13 protein-coding genes are annotated in these 18,196 nt (G+C 60.8%); 4 read left to right on the forward strand and 9 right to left on the reverse strand.

The genetic code is table 11. The features are described from left to right. Nucleotides 1-713 precede the first annotated feature (713 nt). Genes MM194_RS04915 through nagB form a run of 3 tightly spaced genes read right to left on the reverse strand, consistent with a single transcriptional unit; the run spans nt 714 to nt 3,888 of the window. On the reverse strand, nt 714-1,928 hold the full coding sequence (locus tag MM194_RS04915) for an ROK family protein (RefSeq protein WP_033129303.1): 1,215 nt from the start codon (nt 1,926-1,928) through the stop codon (nt 714-716). 4 nt (nt 1,929-1,932) lie between these two features. Beyond that, on the reverse strand, nt 1,933-3,078 hold the full coding sequence (nagA, locus tag MM194_RS04920; protein ID WP_033129304.1) for an N-acetylglucosamine-6-phosphate deacetylase: 1,146 nt from the start codon (nt 3,076-3,078) through the stop codon (nt 1,933-1,935). A 9-nt stretch (nt 3,079-3,087) separates the two neighbouring features. Then, a complete protein-coding gene (gene nagB / locus MM194_RS04925; protein WP_033129305.1) occupies nt 3,088-3,888 on the reverse strand; it encodes a glucosamine-6-phosphate deaminase in 801 nt (266 codons plus the stop codon). 271 nt (nt 3,889-4,159) lie between these two features. On the opposite strand from nagB, the gene nagE reads away from it, so the two are divergent. Then, nucleotides 4,160-5,614 (forward strand): N-acetylglucosamine-specific PTS transporter subunit IIBC, encoded by a 1,455-nt coding sequence (gene nagE, locus MM194_RS04930; protein ID WP_033129306.1) that lies wholly within the window; start codon nt 4,160-4,162, stop codon nt 5,612-5,614. Between the two features lie 121 nt (nt 5,615-5,735). Beyond that, nucleotides 5,736-8,399 (forward strand): beta-N-acetylhexosaminidase, encoded by a 2,664-nt coding sequence (locus tag MM194_RS04935; protein ID WP_241342886.1) that lies wholly within the window; start codon nt 5,736-5,738, stop codon nt 8,397-8,399. A gap of 198 nt (nt 8,400-8,597) precedes the next feature. Here the strand turns inward: MM194_RS04935 and MM194_RS04940 are convergent, their stop codons facing one another. Genes MM194_RS04940 through MM194_RS04960 form a run of 5 tightly spaced genes read right to left on the reverse strand, consistent with a single transcriptional unit; the run spans nt 8,598 to nt 14,708 of the window. Continuing rightward, nucleotides 8,598-9,164, reverse strand: coding sequence for a nucleotidyltransferase family protein (locus tag MM194_RS04940; RefSeq protein ID WP_033129308.1), 567 nt, complete (start codon nt 9,162-9,164; stop codon nt 8,598-8,600). Beyond that, the gene (locus tag MM194_RS04945; RefSeq protein ID WP_241342888.1) at nt 9,154-10,143 is read right to left on the reverse strand and encodes an XdhC family protein; all 990 of its coding nucleotides are present in this window, start codon (nt 10,141-10,143) and stop codon (nt 9,154-9,156) included. Before MM194_RS04945 ends, MM194_RS04940 begins: the two co-directional genes overlap by 11 nt. Beyond that, nucleotides 10,136-11,353 carry a cytochrome c gene (locus MM194_RS04950; protein ID WP_241342890.1) on the reverse strand — a complete coding sequence of 406 codons (1,218 nt, stop codon included), beginning with the start codon at nt 11,351-11,353 and terminating at the stop codon, nt 10,136-10,138. The genes MM194_RS04945 and MM194_RS04950 overlap by 8 nt, the downstream gene beginning before the upstream one ends. Then, nucleotides 11,350-11,880 carry a 2Fe-2S iron-sulfur cluster-binding protein gene (locus MM194_RS04955; protein WP_111911271.1) on the reverse strand — a complete coding sequence of 177 codons (531 nt, stop codon included), beginning with the start codon at nt 11,878-11,880 and terminating at the stop codon, nt 11,350-11,352. The genes MM194_RS04950 and MM194_RS04955 overlap by 4 nt, the downstream gene beginning before the upstream one ends. Further along, nucleotides 11,877-14,708, reverse strand: coding sequence for a molybdopterin cofactor-binding domain-containing protein (locus MM194_RS04960; protein WP_241342892.1), 2,832 nt, complete (start codon nt 14,706-14,708; stop codon nt 11,877-11,879). The genes MM194_RS04955 and MM194_RS04960 overlap by 4 nt, the downstream gene beginning before the upstream one ends. A gap of 519 nt (nt 14,709-15,227) precedes the next feature. On the opposite strand from MM194_RS04960, the gene glnS reads away from it, so the two are divergent. Then, on the forward strand, nt 15,228-16,889 hold the full coding sequence (glnS, locus tag MM194_RS04965) for a glutamine--tRNA ligase (protein ID WP_241342894.1): 1,662 nt from the start codon (nt 15,228-15,230) through the stop codon (nt 16,887-16,889). A gap of 100 nt (nt 16,890-16,989) precedes the next feature. Here glnS and fur read toward each other — a convergent pair whose 3' ends face one another. Continuing rightward, the gene (fur, locus tag MM194_RS04970; RefSeq protein WP_241342897.1) at nt 16,990-17,418 is read right to left on the reverse strand and encodes a ferric iron uptake transcriptional regulator; all 429 of its coding nucleotides are present in this window, start codon (nt 17,416-17,418) and stop codon (nt 16,990-16,992) included. A gap of 243 nt (nt 17,419-17,661) precedes the next feature. On the opposite strand from fur, the gene MM194_RS04975 reads away from it, so the two are divergent. Beyond that, nucleotides 17,662-18,135, forward strand: a complete 474-nt coding sequence (locus MM194_RS04975) for a DUF4442 domain-containing protein (protein ID WP_033129315.1) — start codon at nt 17,662-17,664, stop codon at nt 18,133-18,135. Nucleotides 18,136-18,196: the final 61 nt, after the last annotated feature.

Here is an 18,196-nt window from a genome sequence, read left to right on the forward strand (position 1 = left end):
TGGATATGTTCAAACCCTGCCGCGGGGGTTGAGTCTGAGCTGCTCCCACGACAACCTGTTCCACCCTGTGTCTGGGGATCATGGATGTGCAGACCAAGGTGTACGACGGAGCGCTGGATATGTTCAAACCCTGCCGCGGGGGTTGAGTCTGAGCTGCTCCCACGACAACCTGTTCCACCCTGTGTCTGGGGATCATGGATGTGCAGACCAAGGTGTACGACGGAGCGCTGGATATGTTCAAGCCCTGCCGCGGGGGCTGAGTCTGAGCTGCTCCCACGACAACCTGTTCCGCCCTGTGTCTGGGGATCATGGATGTGCAGACCAAGGTGTACGGCGGAGCGCTGGATATGTTCAAGCCCTGCCGCAGGGGTTGAGTCTGAGCGGGTATCCACAGATAAAAATGGCAGCCGATGGGCTGCCATTTTTATTGGAAGAAGGGAGCTGGGATTTTTCCGTCCTGATGACTCGCAAGCCTGATAAGTAGCAGTCGAACCGGGTTGATAAGCGTGCGGCCTTTGGGTCTATGGACCCGATAAGATACACGGCAACCAGGAGGCGGTGATTTTGTTGTCGGGAGACAAGAGGGGAGGGCGTTTGTTGGTGCCTGATGAGATGATTTGACCATTAAATCAACATCTGAAAGACACTTCATGATGTTAAACAGTAAAAAGGCAGCCTAGGCTGCCTTTTTCATTGGGTCGCAAAGGAGAAAACTACTTCTGCTCCATGATGATCTGCAACAGATCCCCTTCCAGCAGGGAGCGCTTGACCAGGGCGAAGCCGCCGATGGTGGGCTGGTTCTGGAAGCGTGCCTTCACGATGGGCAGGCCACGGTGGAAGCTCGGCAGGGATTGATGCTCGACGCAGCGACGGATGGCCGGGATCAGGATCTCTTCCGCGGCGGTGATTTCACCCGCGATCAGCACCTTCTGCGGGTTGAACAGGTTGACCGTGATGGCGATGGCCCGGCCCAGATGTTCTCCCACGTTCTCGATCACGCTGCGAGCGAGTTCGTCTCCCGCCACGGCGGCCTTGCACACCTCCTGGATGGTGATGTGCTTCTCCTGCAGCGAGCTCAGGTGGCCGCGGCTGATGAGCTCCTTGACCTTGTCGACAATGGCCTCGTTGGAGGCGATGGTCTCCAGGCAGCCGAAGTTGCCGCAGTGGCAGCGTTTGCCGAGCGGCTCGACCTGGATGTGGCCTATCTCGCCGACGTTGCGGTTCTGACCGAGGAACACCTTGCCCTTGGTGATGATGCCGGAGCCGGTGCCCTGATGCACGCTCACCAGAATGGAGTCCATGCAGTCACGGGACTCGCCGAAGAAGTGTTCGGCCAGTGCCAGAGAGCGGGTGTCGTTGCCCACGTAGCAGGGCAGGTTGAAATGGTGCTCCAGCAGCTTGGCCAGGCCTAAGTTGCGGATCTGGTAGGTCGGGGTGTAGATGACCATGCCGGATTCCGGATTGACCAGACCCGGCATGGTGAGCGCGACACTGATGAGGTTGCGGCTGCGCTCGCGATTGGCATCGATGAAGGCGCCAATTTCCCGCAGCAGCATGTCGACCACGGGTTGCTGCTCGATCTCGGTCACCTCGGTGATGTGCTGATCGAGCTCCTTGCCGTCGAGATCATAGAGACTCAGCTGCAGGTAACCGCGGCCAAGCTTGGCAGAGACAAACTGAAAGCGATGCTTGATGGTGGTCAGGGAGATGGCGCGCCGCCCACCGGTCGAGGCCTGCGGCGAGGTCTCCCTGATCAGCCCATGCTCGATCAGTTGCCGGGTGATCTTGGTCACGCTGGCCGGGGCCAGCTGACTCAGTTCGGCAATCTTGACGCGAGAGATGGGCCCTTGCAGGTCAATGAGCCGATACACGACCGCACTGTTCACCTGCTTGATAAGATCTACGTTTGCTATTTGTCCGCCAGTCATAGTGTCACTGTTGTGTGTAGTGTCCGTTAACCACGGTCCCGCAGACCGTGAAGGCCTGATCAAAGACGGTGAGGTTGGCAATTTTTCCGACCTGGATACTACCGAGACGTGAGTCCCATCCAATGGCGCGAGCGGGGTAAAGGGTGGCCATTCTCAGTGCTTCATCGAGCGGTAATCCGACCTGTTTGACCAGATTCTCCACCCCTTCAATCATGGTGAGGGCGGAACCGCCGAGTGTACCATTCTCATCGACGCACTGACCATCGCGGAAATAGACGGTTGCGCCACAAAAATCAAACTTCTCAAAGCCTTCCGGCGCTCCGGCCGCGGCGGTGGCATCAGTGACCAGCACCAGTCGCTCGCCAAGGATCTTGTGCGCCAGGCGGACGGTGGCCCAGTGCACGTGATGGCCATCGACGATGATGCCGGCATGGACATCCTTGCGATCATAGATGGCACCGACCACCCCGGGTTCGCGCCCGTTCAGGGTCGGCGTCATGGCATTGTAGAGGTGGGTGGCGAAGCGGATGCCGTCATCAAACCCGGCCATGGCCTGCTCATAGCTGGCGGCGGTGTGACCGGCGGAGACCAGGATCCCCGCCTCGACCAGGCGATGGATGTGCTCCGGCTTGTTGCGCTCCGGTGCCAGGGTGATCTTGGCGATGGCATCGCTGTTGTCACAGAAGAAGTCGATCATCTCGTCGGCCGGCTGGCGGATCTGCGCGGCCGGGTGGATGCCCTTGCGCTTGAGGTTGGTATAAGGCCCTTCCAGATGGACACCGAGCACCTCGTTGGGGTGGGCGGCCATATGGTCGCGGGTGACCGCCACCGCCTGCTTCATGTCCGCATCCGGACTGGTGATCAGGGTCGGCAGGAAGCTGGTGGTACCGGACTTCAGGTTGGCCGCCTGCATGATGGCCAGGGTCTCGGTGGTGATGTGACCATTGAACATGACGCCACCGCAGCCGTTGAGCTGGACGTCGATGAAGCCGGCGCTCAGGTTGGCGCCGTGCAGATCATGTCGTTCGACTCCGGCAGGCAGTTCGGCCTCGCGTACGATGGCGACAATGCTGTCGCCCTCGATCAGTACACCGTGGCCGGTCAGCACGCAGCTGCCGGTATAGATAGTGCAATTAGTCAGTGCGTACATTGCGGCTCCTTACAGGTGCTTGATGTTGTCGGCTTCCAACTGCTGGAAGTAGCGCACCGTCTTGACCTTCAGCTCCATGGTGGAGGGCTCGTCGCATACCATCATGCCCTTCGGATGCAGTTGCAGGGTGGAGATGGTCCACATGTGGTTGACGCAGCCTTCCACCGCGGCTTGCAGGGCCTGGGCCTTGGCGTGGCCGATGACCAGGATCAGGATCTCTTCTGCATCCATCAGGGTACCCACACCCACGGTCAGCGCCAGCTTGGGCACCTGCTCCATGTCGCCGCCAAAGAAGCGGGAGTTGGCGATGCGGGTGTCCTCGGTCAGGGTCTTGACCCGGGTACGGGAGGAGAGGGAGGAGGCCGGTTCGTTGAACGCGATGTGACCGTCGTTGCCGACGCCGCCCATGAACAGATTGATCTTGCCGTAGGACTTGATCTTCTCCTCGTAGCGTTTGCACTCGGCCGCCAGATCCGGCGCGTTGCCGTTGAGAATGTTGATGTTCTCCGGGCGAATGTCCACGTGGTTGAAGAAGTTGTTGTACATGAAGCTGTGGTAGCTCTCCGGGTGCTCTTTGGGCAGGCCGACGTACTCGTCCATGTTGAAGCTGACCACGTGCTCGAAGCTCACCTCACCGGCCTTGTGAAGTTCGATCAGGCGCTTGTAGGTGTTGAGCGGGGTGCCGCCGGTGGGCAGACCCAGTACGAAGGGGCGATCGCTGGTCGGCTTGAACGCATTGATGCGGTCAACGATGTAACGGGCAGACCAGAGACCCACCTGGCTGGCAGACTTCAACGGGATCAGGCGCATTATGTATACCTCTGTACGGGTTGCGGCAGTCTATCGACGGCAAGAATATAAGATGGGGTTAAGTTGTTTTATAGCGTAAATAAAGATTGCGAACTAAGCCACATCTATCCGTTACCTTTATCTCTGTTGAGTGATAATGATCACGAAAGCTGGTTTATTAATTTGCGCAGCGAAATAAAACCCATAGACTGCCAATCAAGCCTTGATGGCTTATGCGTCGAACGTGATAAGCACTTAATTTCTAGAAAAACATCAACTAAGGAGAGGAACCGTGAACATTCTCGGTTATTTGCAAAAGATCGGCCGTGCCCTGATGGTGCCGGTAGCGGTATTGCCTGCCGCAGCGATCCTGATGGGGATTGGTTATTGGATTGACCCGAACGGTTGGGGCGGCGAGAGTGCGCTGGCAGCATTCCTGATCAAGGCGGGTGCCGCCATCATCGACAAGATGGCCATCTTGTTTGCTGTGGGCGTTGCCTATGGCATGTCCAAGGATAAAGACGGTTCTGCCGCGCTGGCCGGTCTGGTCGGCTACCTGGTGGTCACCACCCTGCTGAGCCCGGGCGCCGTGTCTCAGATCCAACAAATTCCGCTGGATCAAGTCCCTGCCGCCTTCGGTAAAATCGAGAACCAGTTTATCGGTATCCTGACCGGTGTCATCGCCGCCGAGCTGTATAACCGCTTCAGCGGTGTCGAGCTGCACAAGGCGCTGGCCTTCTTCTCCGGCCGTCGTCTGGTGCCGATTGTGACCTCCGTTGTCATGATCGTGGTCTCCTTCATCCTGATGGCGGTCTGGCCGGTTATCTATGGTGGCCTGGTGAGCTTCGGCGAATCCATCGTCAGCATGGGCTCCACCGGTGCGGGCATCTACGCCTTCTTCAACCGTCTGTTGATCCCGGTCGGTCTGCACCACGCCCTGAACTCCGTGTTCTGGTTTGACGTGGCAGGCATCAACGACATCCCGAACTTCCTGGGCGGTCAAACCTCCATCGACGCGGGTAAAGCGGTTGTGGGTGTCACTGGTATGTACCAGGCTGGCTTCTTCCCCATCATGATGTTCGGTCTGCCGGGCGCAGCTTTGGCCATCTACCACACCGCCAAGAAAGAGCACAAAGAGAAAGTTGCATCCATCATGATCGCAGCCGCCTTTGCCGCCTTCTTCACCGGTGTGACCGAGCCGCTCGAGTTCTCCTTCATGTTCGTGGCGCCGGTGCTGTACGTCATCCACGCCCTGCTGACCGGTATCTCCGTGTTCATCGCCGCCAGCATGCACTGGATCTCAGGCTTCGGCTTCAGTGCTGGCTTTGTCGACATGTTCATCCAATCGCGCAACCCGTTGGCGACTCATTGGTACATGCTGCTGGTGCAGGGCCTGGTGTTCTTCGGCCTCTACTACGCCATCTTCCGTACCGTCATCGTCAAGTTCAACCTGAAAACCCCGGGTCGTGAAGATGACGAAGCCGTGCCGGTACAGGCTCAGACTACCGACCGCACCGAGCTGGCTCGCCAGTATCTGGAAGTGCTGGGTGGTCAAGAGAACCTGGTCACCATCGATGCCTGCATCACCCGTCTGCGTCTGACCCTGAAAGACCGCAGCATCGTGGATGAGCGCAAGCTGAAAGCCCTGGGCGCGGCCGGTGTGGTCAAGCTCGGTGAGCAGAACCTGCAGGTGATTCTGGGCCCCTTGGCCGAAATCATCGCCGGTGAGATGAAATCCCTGCGTTAATCGAGCGCAAGCTCACCTCAAGTCTAAGTCCATTGTTGACATAACTAAGGGCCCCGCTCAGGGGCCCCATATAAAAAAAGCCAAGAAAATCCAACCTTTACTTCAAATGAGAGCAGCAGTTATGAACTTGAAACATTCTCTGTTAGCCATTGCCATGTCTACCGTTTGTGCCGCTCAGGTACAGGCAGCCGATGCCGCCAAGCAAGCCGTGGTCGATTCCCTCGCCAGCAACCTGGTCGTCAAGTATGAAGTGGTCACCAACGACGGTGCCAGTGCCGGTTTGGATTGTCAGGCACTGGGTTCCGAGTGGGCTAGCTGTGGCGTTGCCAAGCTGCACCTGACCAACACCGGTGCGGACGTGACTTCCAAGGATTGGAACATCTACATCCACTCCATCCGCCGCATCCAGCGGGTGGACAACGACCAGTTCACCATCACCCACCTGACCGGCGACCTCTATCGCATGACGCCGACCGACAAGTTCCAGGGCTTTGCCAAGGATGCCACGGTCGAAGTGCCGCTGGTGGTGGAGTATTGGGTGCTGTTTGAAAGCGACATCATGCCGAACTGGTACGTCGCCACCGAGGGCGCCGAGCCCAAGGTGATCGCCAGCATGACCAACATCGAAGATGCCACCAGCTACGAGAAGCCGATGCCGGCCGACGGCTGGAAGCGCACCAAGGATGACAAGAACATCCTGATGAACAGCGAGACCCGTTTCGCTGCCAATCAGGCCAGCACGCTGCTGCCGGCCAGCAAGATCGACGACCAGATCATGCCGACCCCGCTCAAGCAGGTGGTGAAGGCGGGTCCGCAGGTCGATCTCTCCAGCATCAAACTCAACGCGCTGGATCTGCCGACCGACCGTGCCGAAGCCATCAAGGCGTCACTGACCAAGCTGGGTGTTACCCTCTCCGACACCGGCTACCCAGTGACCATCAAGCTCGGCAGCAAGGTCAAGCAGGCCGAAGGCTATGACATGAACATCGGCTCGCAGGGCGCGCTGATCCAGGGCCACGACATCGACGGCGCCTTCTGGGGCGCGCAATCCCTGATCTCCCTGCTCGGGATGAACGACAAGCTGGTCAGCCAGATGGCGGTCGAGGATGCTCCGCGCTTCGAATACCGCGGCATGCAGACCGACGTGGCCCGCCACTTCCGTGGCCCGGAAACCCTGCGCAAGCTGATCGACCAGATGTCGTCCAAGAAGCTCAACACTCTGCACCTGGGCCTGACCAACGATGAAGGCTGGCGCATCGAGATCCCGGGCCTGCCGGAGCTGACCGACGTCGGCAGCGAGCGTTGCCACGATCTGTCCGAAACCAAGTGCATCCTGCCGCAGCTGGGTTCAGGCCCGACTAGCGACAACATGGGCAGCGGTTTCTACACCAAGTCCGACTATATCGACCTGGTCCGTTACGCCAAGGCGCGCGGTGTGACCGTGATCCCCGAGGTCAACATGCCGGCGCATGCCCGTGCCGCCGTGGTCTCCATGGAGGCGCGTTACAAGCGGCTGATGGCCGAAGGGAAAGAGCAGGAGGCGAATCAGTACCGTCTGCTCGATCCGGCCGACACCTCCAACATCACCTCGGTCCAGTTCTACGACAAGATGTCCTTCATCAACCCTTGCCAGCCGGGCTCTTCCGCCTTCGTGGCCAAGGTCATGGATGAAGTCGGCGCCATGCACAAGGCAGCCGGCCAGCCGCTGACCGTCTGGCACTACGGTGGTGACGAAGCGAAGAACATCATGATCCGCGATGGTTACCAGGATCCGGCCGTCACCAAGAAAGCCGATCTGGTGGCCTGGAAGGGTAACACCGACTGGAGCAAGCAGGACAAGCCGTTCGGCAAGTCCCCGCTGTGCCAGAAGATGATCGACGAGGGCAAGATCAAGAGCGTAGACGAACTGATGGTCTACTACGCGAAGGAAGTTGCCAAGATGGTCAAGGCGGATGGCTACTCCACCCTGATGGCGTGGGAAGATGGCCTGAAGTACGCCGACGGTGCCAAGGATTTCGCCACTGACAAGACCCAGGTCAACTTCTGGGAAACCCTCTACTGGGGCGGCTTCAACAACGCGATGGCGTGGGCGCACAAGGGTTATGACGTGGTGCTGTCCAACCCGGATTACCTCTACCTGGACTTCCCGAACGAGGTGCATCCGGCCGAGCGTGGCTACTACTGGGCGACTCGCTTCACCGACACCCGCAAGTTGTTCAACTTCGCCCCGGAAAACCTGCCGCAGAACGCCGAGACCTCGACCGATCGCGACGGCAATGCCTTCGTGGCCAAGGGTGACCAGGAGCCCGTCAAGTTCAAGGGCATGTCCGGTCAGCAGTGGGGTGAAACCGTTCGTACCGATGCCCAGTACGAGTACATGGTCTACCCGCGGATCTTCTCCGTGGCCGAGCGTGCCTGGCACAAGGGTGGCTTCGAGCTGGATTATGTGAAGGGTCGTGAGTTCTCCGGCGAGACCAAGCATGTCAACAAGGCCACCTTGGACAAGGAGTGGAACCAGTTCGCCAACCTGCTGGGTCAGCGTGAGCTGGCGAAGCTGGAAGCCTACGGCGTCGAGTACCGTCTCTCGGTACCGGGTGCCAAGGTCGTCAACGGCAAGCTGGAAGCGAACGTGGATCTGCCTGGTCTTCCCATCCAGTACAGCCTGGATGGCAAGAGCTGGAGCGCCTATGACGCCGCGGCCAAGCCGAGCGTGAACGGCAAGGTCTACCTGCGTACCACCAGCTTCGATGGCAAGCGCACCAGCCGCGTCACCGAACTGAACTGATAGCTGTCAACCGCTAACACCAGGCGGGTCGCAAGACCCGCCTTTCCCAAGGTCGATATGCCATCGGTTTTGGGAAAGGTTGACTGTGCGTGTGAGCCTTTGTTGTGTGTGTGTATTGTCTGTTTTTCATCACTTGTGACCCCGCCTGGTGCGGGGCTTTTTTTGCCCGCGTTTTGCCGGCGTCGTCGTCGGGGTGGATCAGAGAGGGTCTTCGGGTCGGTCGATATCCTGCACGCAGCCGGGATCATCCAGCGTCAGGCAGATCAGGCGGTCGGCGTGGCGATCGAGCACCGGCTTGGCGCCTTGCTCACCAGAGAGGCGGGCCAGCTCGGGCAGCAGATCGGCGGGAAAGCTGACGGGATGCCCCTGCTGACCCTGGTAGAGGGGCCGCACCAGCGAGTGACCCTGCTGAGCAGCCTGCAAGGCCAGTAGGCTGGTGCGGGAGAGATGGGGCATATCGGCCAGCGCCACCAGCAGACTCTGGATGGGCCAATCCTGGGCGAGCAGGGTGCGCACCCCGTGGGCCAGGCTGTCACCCATGCCGCCATCTGCCGGCACCTGGGTGATCAGGGCTCCCGTCGGCGCCAGCAGCTGGCGTACCGCCTCGTCTCGCTGCCTGAGCACCACCAGCACGCGATCATGGTCGGGGAGCAGGGTGGCGAGGGTGCGCAGGATCAGGGGCGGGGAGCCTGCGAGGCGCTTGTCGCTGCCGTAGCGGCGGGAGAAGCCGGCGGCCAGCAGCAGGGCTATCCGCTCAGGCTGCATCTGTGGCGTCTCGCAATCTGATGCCCTGGCGTACGGCGATCACCTCGGCCAGCACGGCGATGGCGATCTCTATGGGGGTCTTGCTGCCGATGGGCAGCCCTATGGGGGCGTGGATCCGCGCAAGCTGGGTCTGACTCGCCTCGGCAATTCGCTGCAGCCGCTCCAGCCGACGGGCGCTGGTGCGGACCGAGCCCATGGCACCGAGGTAGAAGGCGTCGGATTCGAGCCCCGCCATCAGCCCGGCATCGTCGATCCTGGGGTCGTGGGCCAGTGCCAGCACGGCGCTCCGGGCCGTGGCATGGCGCTCGACGAAGCGCTCGGGATCGCACCATTCCACCGCTATTCCTCCTTGCTCCGGCCCCCAGTGCCAGTCGCGGCGGTACGGCTCTCGGGTATCGCATAGGCGCACCTCGAAACCGGCGGCCTGACCGAGCCGCGCCACCTGCTCGCTCACCTGGCTTATTCCCAGCAGCAGCAGGCGCCAGCGCTGGGCATAGCTCAGGCGTACCCGGCCTGGCGCCTCTTGCTCGCTGGGATCCGTCGTCTCTTCGTCCAGATAGCGGCGTTTCCCCTGCTCGAGCAGCACCTCCCGCACGAAGGGGTGGCCCCCTTGCAGTCTGGTGAGCCACTCATCGAGATCCGCGCTGGCCGCGTCCCCTTCGAGGTGCTCCACCAGCAGCCGGATGCGACCCCCACACGGCAGCTCGAACGCACTGCCATCGGGGGCCAGGTGGGAGCCATAGTCCAGCAGGCTCAGGGGGGCGTCATGCTCCCCCCTGGCCAGCATGTCGACGAAGGCATCCTCGATGCAGCCGCCCGAGATGGAGCCGCTGCGGTGGATGCCATCGGTGGCGAACAGGGCCCCCTTGGGGCGGGGGGCCGAGCCGTAGGTCGCGACTATGCTGCACAGCCAGATGCCTTTGCCCTGGGCCAGCCAGGCGAGGCTCTGACGCAGCACCTCCAGCTGAGCGTCACTCATCGTGCGCCTCGACGATCTCCTCCTTGAGCGTCTTTATGTCTTCGGCACTCAGGGCTGAGGGCTGATGGGCCCAGGTCTGGCGCAGGAAGTTCACCAGATCCGCCAGTTGCTGGTCGTTGAGCTCTTTGGCGTAGCTGGGCATGGGGGCGAAGCGCTCGGTCTGGCTGTAGCTCTGGGCCGGGATCCCGCGCAGCAGCACCGCCAGGGTATTGGTCGCGCTCGCCTGATCCAGGGTGGCGTTGGTGTACATGGATGGCGTCACGTTCGGCTTGCCCTGACCCTCCTGGCCGTGACAACCGGCGCAGTAGTCCCGGTAGAGCCCGTAACCCGGGTGCGATGCGTCCATAGTGACCGGCTTGGGTGCAGGCTCCGGCAACGGGGTGTCGCTGCCGAGCAGGTAGCTGGTGACGGCATGCATGTCCTCGTCGGTCAGGTAGGCGAAGCTCTTCTCGACCACGGGATACATGCCGGCGAAGACGCCGCCCTTTACCGAGTAGCCCTTGCGCAGCAGCCGGGTCAGGGAGTCATGGGTCCAGCCCTGGCGCCTGAGCTCGGTGGCGGTGATCTCCGGGGCCATCACTCCCTCTATCATGGCCCCTTTCAGGTAGCGGGAGCCGTCCATCGCCATGAAGGTATCCCGCGGCGTGTGGCACTCGCCGCAGTGTCCCAGCCCATCCACCAGGTAGCGGCCACGGTTCCAGTTGCTGCTCTTTGCCGGATCCGGTTGGAAGGGGCTGTCCTCGTGGGCCACCAGGTTCCAGAACACCAGGCCGGTACGCACGTTGAAGGGGAAGCCGACCTCGTTGTCGCGGTTCGGGGTGGCGGCCGGCTTGGTCTGCATGAAGTAGGCGTAGAGCGCCTTCATGTCCTCATCCGTGACCATGTGATAGGAGGTGTAGGGCATGGCGGGATAGAGGCGTCCCTTGGGGGCGTTGCCGTTGTGCATCACCTCATAGAAATCCTCATAGCTGTAGCTGCCTATCCCCTGGCGCTTGTCGGAGCTGATGTTGGTGGAGTAGATGACGCCAAAGGGTGTCTTGAACGCCAGCCCACCTGCGTATTTCTGGCCCCCCTCGGCGGTGTGGCAGGCGGCGCAGTCACCCACCTTGGAGAGGTATGCCCCCTGTGCCACCAGCGGATCCTGGGTGTCGGCCGCGGATACGGCGCCTGAGCCCAGCAAGAGCGCGAATGTGAGTCTGGAGAGCATCATGTGCGTACTACCCCCTCCGAGATCAGCATGGCCTTGACCCCCTCGTAGTACTTCTTGTAACCGGTGCAGCGGCAGACGTGATCTTTAAGTGCACCCTCTATGGTGGATTCGAGATCGGCCATGGCCACCGGCTCTTTGCGCAGCCGCTCCAGCAGCACTGTGGTCTCGTTGACAAAACCCGAGGTACACCAGCCGCACTGGAAGGAGAAGTGATCCAGGAAGGTCTTCTGCACCGGGCTCAGGGCGATGATCTTGCCCAGGTTGTTACGCTTGGCGTGGCCTTCCACAGTGCGGATGCGCTGGCCGTTGAAGCGGCCCACCCCGTTGATGCAGGTGCGCACGCTCTCGCTGCTGCCATCCGCCCCGTCGACCACTATGGTGCAGGCATGGCAGACGCCGACGCCGCAGCCGAACTTGGTGCCGGTCAGGTTCACATACTCGTGCAGGAAGTCGATCATCATGGTGTTGTCATCCACTTCGATCGGGCCAATGAGACGGTCGTTGATGGTCATGTTTACGGTGATCATTGGATGGCCTTCTGAATGTCGGTTGCAGTGACGGGAAGATGATAGAAACGGGTGCCGGTCGCCTGATAGATGGCTTCGACCAGGGCGGCGACCACGGGGATCATCACCACTTCGCCTATGCCCTTGGTGGCATCGGTCGGCGAGAGGGGATCGAGCAGGGTGTGGGTCAGATTCCAGACCGGCAGCTGGTGCGCCAGGGGGACCTGATAGCGGTTCAGGTTCCAGGTGCCGTTGCCCGGCCCTTCCTGGCCTGACGGCAGATATTCATACAGAGCATGACCGACCCCCATGGCCAGGCCGCCCTGGATCTGGCCTTCCACCAGTTCGGGGACTATGACTCGACCGGCGTCAAGCCAGCTGTGGGCGGACAGTATGTGCACCTTGCCGGAACCCTTCTCCAGCGCTATCTCGACCAGGGTGGCGCAGGGGGCGTAGTAGGTCACCATGGCGTTGTTCAGGTTGGTACTGGGGTAGTGAGCCTGGGTGCGGTCGAGCAGCTGGTAGCCGTTGGCATCGGCCTGTGCGCGCTGCGCGCTGCTGGCGCCGTCACCGTAGCGCAACGCCAGCGCATCTATGGGCAGGCGCTGGCTCTGGCCCTCTATGGTGAAGTCGCACTCGGCCCAGGCCCAGCGGTTGAAGCTGTGCACCATGGCACCGGTAATGAGGCCGTTGGCGTGGGCATGAGCCGCCAGCAGGGAGAGCGGCAACGGTGGCATGCCACGGGTCGTCAACCCGGCGGGGGTCCAGCTCGCCTCGCTGGCGGGGCCCAGGTCCAGACCCGCCTGACCGACGAAGAACTGCTTGCGCCAGATGGCGGTCGCCGCCGGCCAGAGCGTCTGCTCGAACAGGATGCGGGCCGCGGTGACGGTGGCATGACTCTGGAAGTAGGAGGAGATGGAGGCCGAGGAGGCCTGCGGAATGGCCAGCGTCCAGCGCGGGTTCTTCTGCATCTCGTCCTGGCGTTCCTGAGAGATGGTGTAGGGGTTATCGGTCTCGACCAGCTTGAAGCTCTCCCAGAGCGCGATTTCGGCGAGCGCTATGGTGTCGGCCGGTTGGCCGAAGTAGCGACTGACGATCTCGGCCTGGGAGGTCTGGATCCCGGTGCCCATCTCCATGCCGCTGATCTTGAGGAGTATCTCCCCCTTGCTTGTCAGCTCGACGCAGGCGGAGGGGGCCACGGCGCCGGTGCCATAGTCCTTGGTGGTGATGCTGAAACCCGTGCCGTGCAGGCGGTCCGGATGCTGGGTCTCGTAAGCCTGCTTCCTGGCCTGACGCTGGGCCCAGATCTCGTGCTGCTCGGCCATCGCCAGGATCTCGGGGTAACGGTTGTTGCCCTCGGGAATGGCCCCCTGGGTATTGGGCTGGCCGGGCTTGATCAGGTTGCGGCGCCGCAGCGCCAGCGGATCCATCTTCAGCAGTGCGGCGGCCTCGTTGACCATCATCTCCATGGCCGCCATGGTTTGCAGGGATCCATACCCTCGCATGGAGCCGCAATCCGGGTTCTCGGAGGGCAGGGCGACCGCCGTGATGTCGTTCTTGGGCAGGTAGTAGACCCCCTGGATGGCGCTGGCCCCCACGCTGGCCACCGAGCCGGTGAAGTTCAGGCGGCCGCCGCCGTCCACTGTCATGGCGCTGATCAGGGCGCGGAACTGGCCGCTCTGCTTGTCGATCACCAGCTTGTTGTGCATGTTGAACGGATGACGCTTGAGGCCACCCTGGAACTGTTCGAAACGATCGTTGGCCAGACGCACCGGGCCCTCGCCATAAAGGGTTGCGAGCAGGCCATAGAAGGGGAATATGGTGTGATCCTTGGCGCCGAAGCCACCCCCGATGAAAGGGGAGTGCACCACCAGCTTGTCGACCTTGCCTGCCAGCGGCCCCTTGGCCAGCATCTCGGCAGCCTGGTAGTAGAAGTCGTGAGGGGACTGGGTGCTAATCACCAGGTGCATGGTGCGCGCCTTGGCATCGAACCAGCCGTTGAAGTTTTCCGGCTCCATCATCATGGGCTCGATGAACTGGGTCTGATAGCTGCGATCCAGCACCAGGGCGTCCTCGGCCTCCAGCTCCTTGTGCACCAGCTCGGCCTGATACATCCCCTGCTCACCCGCGTTGCCATCGGCTTTGGCCGTCGGCCACACCGGCTGGTGGCTGACGATGGCCGGGAAGAAGAGCCCGTTTTTCAAGGTACTGTGCTGGTCGCTCATGCCGAGCTTGCCCTCGATCCGGATGATACGCCAGCAGGCCCAGGGATCGCGGGTGGTGGCGACCAGGGGGGTCATATCACCGTAGCGCACCACCTTGTTGTTGAACTGCAGGATCTGCTTGGCCCGGTTGAAGGTGGCGAAGTCCGGGAAGATCAGCATGGCGGCCGCATGACCCAGATAGTCCGGGGTGGCCCCTTCGCTGACCATCATGTTGATGCCGTAGAAGGCGGGCAGTTCGACGCCGTCGCGCACCAGATCGGCGGCGGTGACGACCCGAGTCGGCTGGGCATTGGCAGGCAGCATGGAAAGATCCAGCCCCAGATAGACGCGATCCGCCTTGTCGAGCCGGATCAGCAGCGCATGTTGTTGCTGGGACGGCCAGCCGGCCAGATCCTGGGCGCGATAGTCCCGGCTGTAGATCTTCTGGCCGGTGACCTTGGCCAGGCCATCGCTGCGGAACTTGACCTTGCCCCCCTGCTTCCACTGGCCGAGCAAGGCGGGATCGAAGATCTCGTCTTCCATGCCGGACAGGGAGAGGTTGGCGAGGAGGGGGGCGCTGTAGACGGCGATGCCGGCGATGACGCACTGCTTGATGAAATCACGTCTTGATAAGGGATAGGACATGGTTCAGCTACCTGTGTGAGGATGAGGCGAGTGGCTCGGGGGAAAGGGAGGGGACAGGTGTTGTCGACCATCTTCCCTGATGTCGCAGCAAAAATGATAAATAGAATACTAAGGATTGAGGGGTTTGAAAAACATCTGTTGCATCTTATGTTGAGTTGATGCGATTTATCAGAGCAATAAGCTGAATTGCGTGGTGTTTTAGTTGTATTTTTGAGCTTTTGTATTGTAACTATCGTGATAAAAGTATTTTGTGTGTACTCACAAGAGACCGTTTAATTCTAGACCCATATGAATTGATCTATTTCATGATTTACCCGGATGAGACTAAGCCGCGCGAGGTTTAGCGGATCCACTAGGTGGGAAGCTTGTCGGCCCCAGCGCAAATGGGGCCTGGTGGCGCGGCCCACTTGCCGTGGCGGCAAATTCCTGTTGAGCCTCATGGATGAATAGTGGATCATTGACGGTTTCTAAGCGGGGGCGCGCGGTTGCCCCACGAGCTGAGACATTCGAGGTGAATTCATGACCGAGGCGAGCAGCCCAACCAACTTTATCCGTCAGATCATCGATGAAGATCTGGCCAGCGGTAAGCACAAGAGCGTGCATACCCGTTTCCCACCCGAGCCGAACGGTTATCTGCATATCGGCCACGCCAAGTCCATCTGCCTGAACTTCGGCATCGCCCGCGACTATCAGGGCCAGTGCAACCTGCGCTTCGATGACACCAACCCGGCGAAGGAAGACATCGAGTTCGTGGAGTCCATCAAGCAGGACGTGCAGTGGCTCGGCTTCCAGTGGAGCGGCGAGATCTGCTACTCCTCCGACTATTTCGACAAGCTGCACGGCTACGCCATCGAGCTCATCGAGAAGGGTCTTGCCTATGTGGACGAACTCTCCCCCGAGCAGATGCGCGAGTACCGTGGCACCCTGACCGAAGCCGGCAAGAACAGCCCGTTCCGCGATCGCAGCGTCGAAGAGAACCTGGCGTTGTTTGCCAAGATGAAGAACGGTGAGATGGCCGAGGGCAGCGCCTGCCTGCGCGCCAAGATCGACATGGCATCCCCTTTCATGGTGATGCGTGATCCCGTCATCTATCGCATCAAGTTTGCCCACCATCACCAGACCGGTGACCAGTGGTGCATCTATCCGATGTACGACTTCACCCACTGCATCTCGGACGCCCTGGAGGGGATCACCCACTCCCTGTGCACCCTGGAGTTCCAGGACAACCGCCGGCTGTACGACTGGGTGCTGGACAACATCAGCATCGACTGCCACCCCCGTCAGTACGAGTTCTCCCGCCTGAACCTCGAATACACCGTCATGTCCAAGCGCAAGCTGAACCTGCTGGTGACCGAGGGGCACGTCAGCGGTTGGGACGATCCGCGCATGCTGACCGTCTCCGGTCTGCGCCGCCGTGGCTACACCCCGGCCTCCATCCGCGAGTTCTGCAAGCGCATCGGCGTGACCAAGCAGGACAACATCGTCGAGATGAGTATGCTGGAAGCCTGTATCCGCGACGATCTCAACGAGAACGCCCCCCGTGCCATGGCGGTGCTGCACCCGCTCAAGGTGGTCATCGAGAACCTGGCGGGCGACGAGGTGCTGACCGCACCGGCGCACCCGAACAACGCCGAGATGGGCAGCCGCGAGCTTCCCTTCAGCCGCGAGATCTTCATCGACGAGGCAGACTTCAAGGAAGAGGCGAACAAGCAGTTCAAGCGCCTGGTGCTGGGCAAGGAAGTGCGCCTGCGCAACGCCTATGTCATCAAGGCCGAGCGGGTCGAGAAGGATGCGGAAGGCAAGGTGACTTGCGTCTACTGCTCCTACGATCCCGAGACCCTGGGCAAGGATCCGGCCGATGGCCGCAAGGTGAAGGGGGTGATCCACTGGGTCAGCGCCACTCACTCCCTGCCGGCCGAGATCCGTCTCTACGATCGTCTGTTCAAGATGCCGAACCCCGCTGCCGAGGATGACTTCGAGGCGGCGCTCAACCCGGATTCACTGGTGATCATCGCCGGTGCCCGGGTCGAGGCCTCCCTCAAGGATGCCAAGCCGGAGTTTGCCTACCAGTTCGAGCGTGAAGGCTACTTCTGTGCCGACAACAAGCTCTCCAGCCCGGAGCACCTGGTGTTCAACCGCACCGTGGCCCTGCGCGACGTCTGGGGCAAGACCGAAGGCTGATGCGAGAAGGGCAGGGGAGACCCTGCCCATCGCCCGCCCCCTTGCGGACACAAAAAAGCCAGCATCATGCTGGCTTTTTTATTGGCTGACGCGAAGCGACTTACTCGTCGTGCTTGCACTCGCCGGAGGCGCAGTGGCCATACAAATAGAGGCTGTGGTTGGTCAGGCGGATGTTGTGCGCCTTGGCGATGTCGCGCTGACGCTGCTCGATCACCTCGTCGGAGAACTCGATCACCTTGCCACAGTCGAGGCAGACCAGGTGGTCGTGGTGCTCCTGGGTGGCCAGCTCGAACACCGACTTGCCCCCTTCGAAGTGATGACGGGTGACGATGCCGGCATCATCAAACTGGTTGAGAACGCGATAGACGGTGGCGAGACCAATCTCCTCACCCTGATCGATCAGCCGTTTGTACAGATCTTCCGCACTGGTGTGCTGGCTGTCCGGCTGTTGCAGGATTTCCAGGATCTTGACGCGGGGCAAGGTGATCTTGAGCCCGGCCTTTTTTAATGCTTGATTGTGGTCTGCCATATTCTATTTATTCGCATTCTCGAAGGTGTGGTTATTCTGATTGACTGCCGAGGGAATGGCAACCACGAACTCGTTTGGCCTGTCATTATAGGTCGTAGCCAGCTTAAAAATAAACCCAGCAATTCAAGGGCTTTAGCATATAACCCGCGTCTGAAGATAAATATGGCGCGGCGTGGTTCGGCTTGCTCCCGCGGGGAATGTTGATACTATGTAATTTCTCTATTATCTGGTCGGATGAGATCCATGGATTGGCTTTTTGGCAACGCAGCCTGGGTGCGCCACGCCCTCAACGCCTGGCCTCCCTTCTGGGGAGCGGGTATCAAGATCGAAACCCTGAGCGCCGATTTTCGCTTCTGCAGGGTCACCCTGAAATCCCGTTGGTGGAACAAGAATGCCAACCGGACCCAGTTTGGCGGCAGCATGTTCGCCATGACGGATCCCATCTATCCGCTGATGCTGATGGGGCACTTCAAGAATCGGTATTACGTCTGGGACAAGGCGGGCAGCATCAACTACATCAAGCCGGGCAAGGGGGTGCTGGTGGCCGAGTTCAATCTGACCGACGCCAAGCTGGCGTCCATCGTCGCGGCAACCGAGGGGGGAGACAAGCACTTCCCCGAGTTTGAGGTGCAGGTGCAGGACAAGCGTGGTGAGCTGGTGGCCCAGGTCAGACGCACTCTCTATGTCAGGTCCAAGCCGGAGCACAGGGGCGGCTGACGACCCGCGCCGCAGAAACAACAAGGGCCCCGTTGGGGCCCTTGTTTTGGGAGCAGGTGGC

The organism is Aeromonas sp. MR16, assembly GCF_022549315.1.
GTDB lineage: Bacteria > Pseudomonadota > Gammaproteobacteria > Enterobacterales > Aeromonadaceae > Aeromonas > Aeromonas aquatica.